The organism is Streptomyces pseudogriseolus, assembly GCA_002154585.1.
GTDB classification, from domain to species: Bacteria; Actinomycetota; Actinomycetes; order Streptomycetales; family Streptomycetaceae; genus Streptomyces; species Streptomyces pseudogriseolus.
Map to the genome: position 1 here is coordinate 1 of MUNG01000665.1, position 3,275 is coordinate 3,275.

Annotated in this window: 3 protein-coding genes; 1 reads left to right on the top strand and 2 read right to left on the bottom strand. The window is 74.3% G+C overall.

What is annotated here, in order from left to right:
* On the bottom strand, positions 1 to 626 hold a 626-nt coding region (locus CCN29_RS33930), incomplete at its 3' end, for a YhjD/YihY/BrkB family envelope integrity protein (protein WP_086686303.1).
* 285 nt (positions 627 to 911) lie between these two features.
* A complete protein-coding gene (locus CCN29_RS33935) occupies positions 912 to 1,748 on the bottom strand; it encodes an MBL fold metallo-hydrolase (protein ID WP_006130941.1) in 837 nt (278 codons plus the stop codon).
* 307 nt (positions 1,749 to 2,055) lie between these two features.
* Between CCN29_RS33935 and CCN29_RS33940 the strand changes: the two genes are divergently transcribed.
* Positions 2,056 to 3,093 carry a DNA topoisomerase IB gene (locus CCN29_RS33940; RefSeq protein ID WP_006130940.1) on the top strand — a complete coding sequence of 346 codons (1,038 nt, stop codon included), beginning with the start codon at positions 2,056 to 2,058 and terminating at the stop codon, positions 3,091 to 3,093.
* Positions 3,094 to 3,275: the final 182 nt, after the last annotated feature.

The window sequence follows — 3,275 nt, forward strand, 5'->3', positions numbered from 1 at the left end:
AGGACCACGCCGACCGTGCCGTAGCTGATGGCGTTGTCGACGATCAGCGGGGTGAACACGTAGTACGAGAAGATGCGCAGGCCGACCAGGCCCACCATGGTGGCGACCGCACCGGGGAGCAGGTCCCGCCAGCGGACCTGGCCGCCGAGCAGGAAGCGCTGGCCCCACCAGAAGAACAGCACGCCGGTCGCCGCCGACAGGGTGATCCGCTCGGGCCCGTAGAGCAGCGTGCGCGTCCGCACCTCCTGGTACAGGTATGCCGTCAGCACGGCCAGCCACAGCGCCTGCCGCCACACCCGGTGCCAGGGGCCGGGCGGCAGCCGCCACACGCGCTCGTAGCCGTTCTGGACGCTGCCGCCCAGGGCGACGCCGAACACGGCGAGCGCCAGACCGCCCCACACACTCGTGGTACCCACCACCTTGCGGGGCGGGTTGAAGATCTCCGTGAGCACACGCGCGGAGCGCCCGGTCAGGCCCATGCCGTCCGCCAGCCAGGTCGCGAAGCCACCCCGGCCCAGGGGATCCGCGGCGGCGACCACGATCAGCAGCGGCGCCAGGGTCACCAGCGCCAGGGTGGCGAACCCCGTGGCCCGGTGCATCAGCTCCAGCTCACGGCCTCGCGTCATCAGGGCGTGGGCGCCCACCCACCTCCAGCTGTTCTGGAGCACACCGAGGTACCGCCTCACGGTGCCCCTCCTTCGCCTGCTCGGGCACGCGCCGCGACGTGACCCGCGGCGGGACCGGACCGACTCGTGCCACGCCGGAGGCGGACCGGCGTGCCGTTCGGCGCCCGCTCCGCCCTCCCCGCCCATCATCCGGTGACCGCGGCCGGGCCTGCCACTCCGCCCGGCCCGGCCGCGGACGCAGAACCCCCTCCCGCGACGGTCGCGCCACGCGGCACCGGGCGCGGCTCAGCGGCGGGTGTCCCCGCCGACCGTCACCCGTTCGCCCGGGCGGCAGCGCAGTATCCGGCCGCCGTGCCCGCGCCGCGCGGCCTCGGCGAGGAAGTCGGAGAGCGGGGAGCGGAAGACGCCGTAGTCGTCGTGGTGGACGGGCAGCGCCCGGTGCGGGCGGATCACGTCCAGAAGATCCGCGCCCTGTTCGGCGTCCATGGTGACGACCAGGCCCCCGGGCAGTGTGGTCCCGCCGAGGTGCAGCACCGCCAGGTGGATGTCGGGGCACCGTCGGGCGATCTCACGCAGCCCGTCGAACATCAGCGTGTCGCCCGAGATGTACAGCACCAGGCGGATCCGGCCGGAGCGGTCGCCGAACTCCAGCAGACTGCCCATCACCGGCGGCAGCAGACGCCGGGCCGGACCCAGGGCGTGCCGGCCGGGCAGCGCGGTGATGCGGACCAGCGAGTCGCCGCGCAGCAGTTCGTGGCTCTGCCAGGTGCGCAGCCCCACGGCGCGGTGGAAGCCGAACAGCCCCTGAAGGACGCGGGAGGCGTGCGGGGTCGTCAGGAACGGCAGCCCCCGGTCGAGACCGCGCCGGGCCACCCGGTCGAAGTGGTCGCCGTGCAGATGCGACAGCACCACCGCGTCCAGATCCGCGTGGGGCAGATCGGCGACGTCCACGGCGGGTTCGGTCAGCCGGCGCGAGACGAGCCCGTAGCCGAGGTGCGCCACCTGCCCGCGGTGCAGGAAGTTCGGATCGGTCAGCAGGGTCAGACTGCCGTAGCGGATCAGCAGGGTGGCGTTCCCGATGAACTGCACCGCGACGGTGCCCTCGGGCGGTGTGCGCTCCACGCGATCTCCCTCCGCCGTCCCCGCCGTCCCGAGCCCGCCCCGGCGTCCCGAGATCGACCCGGTGTCCCGAGATCGACCCGGCGTCCCGAGATCGACCCGGTGTCCCGAGCCCGACCCGGTGTCCCGGGCACGATCCGGTGTCCCGGGCACGACCCGGGTGGCCCCTCGCGGCCGACCTACACCTGGAGCCGGCCGGGAGCGTGCCGGACGCGGGATCGCGGGTACCCGCACACCGGTTCCAGTTCCTCACCCACCCGGTCGCGCGTCCGCCGCGTACGACGGACGGGTCCCATGCCGGGAGGTCCGGTTGCGTCTCCACCACAGTCGTCCCACCGACGCCGGATACCGCCGGCTCCGGCACGGGCGGGGCTTCCGCTACCTCGACGCCACGGGCGAACCCCTCCGCGACCGCGAGGAACTGGCCCGCGTCCGCGCGCTGGTCGTCCCGCCCGCCTGGACCGACGTGTGGATCTGCGCCCGGGCCAACGGTCACCTCCAGGCCGTGGGCACCGACTCCGCCGGGCGCAGGCAGTACCTCTACCACCCGCAGTTCCGCGCCGAGCAGGAGGCCGCCAAGCACGAGCACGTCCTCGACGTCGCCGAGGCGCTGCCCGCGCTGCGGGAGGCCGTCGAAGGGCACCTCGGCGACCGGGGCCTGACCCGCTCCCGCGTCCTCGCCACCGCGGTCCGCCTGCTCGACCTCGGCTTCTTCCGCATCGGCAGCGACCGGTACACCGAGCTCAACAACAGCTACGGCCTCACCACGCTCCTGCGGGAGCACTCCCGCTGCCGGTCGGGCGCGGTGCTGTTCAGCTACACCGGCAAGCACGGCAAGGAGATCATCCGGACCGTCGCCGACCCCGCCGCCTGCCGCAGCCTCGCCGCGCTGCTGCGCCGCAGGGGAGGCGGCGACCGGCTCCTGGCGTACTGGGAGGGCCGCGCCTGGCACGACGTGAGCAACGGCGACGTCAACGCGTACCTCAAGGAGCTGGCCGGCCTCGAGGTCACCGCCAAGGACTTCCGCACCTGGCACGCCACCGTCATGGCGGCCGTGGCCCTCGCCGTCTCCGAGTCGGTCGCCCGCAGCGAGACCGCCCGCAGGAGGGCCGTCGCCCGCGCCGCGCGCGAGGTCTCCGGGTACCTCGGCAACACCCCCGCCGTCTGCCGCGCCTCCTACATCAACCCGCGCGTCGTCGAACTGTACGAGGAGGGCGTGACCGTGGCGCCCGCCCTGCCGCACCTCGGCACCGAGGCGGCGTTCGGCATCCCCGCCACCCAGGGCGTCGCCGAGCGGGCCGTGCTGAGCATGCTGCGCACGGGCGCCCCGCCCACCGCGACGGTGTGAGGAGCGACGGTCCCAGGACCGGTTCGAGTGCTCACACCATCCCCACCCCCGACCACAGCAGCCCCGTCACCGCCAGCCCCGCGCTGGTGGTGGCGGGGCTGGCGGTGACGGGGCTGCTGCGGTCGCGGGTGGGGATGGTGTGAGCACTCGAACCGGCCCTGGGACCGTCGCTCCTCACACCG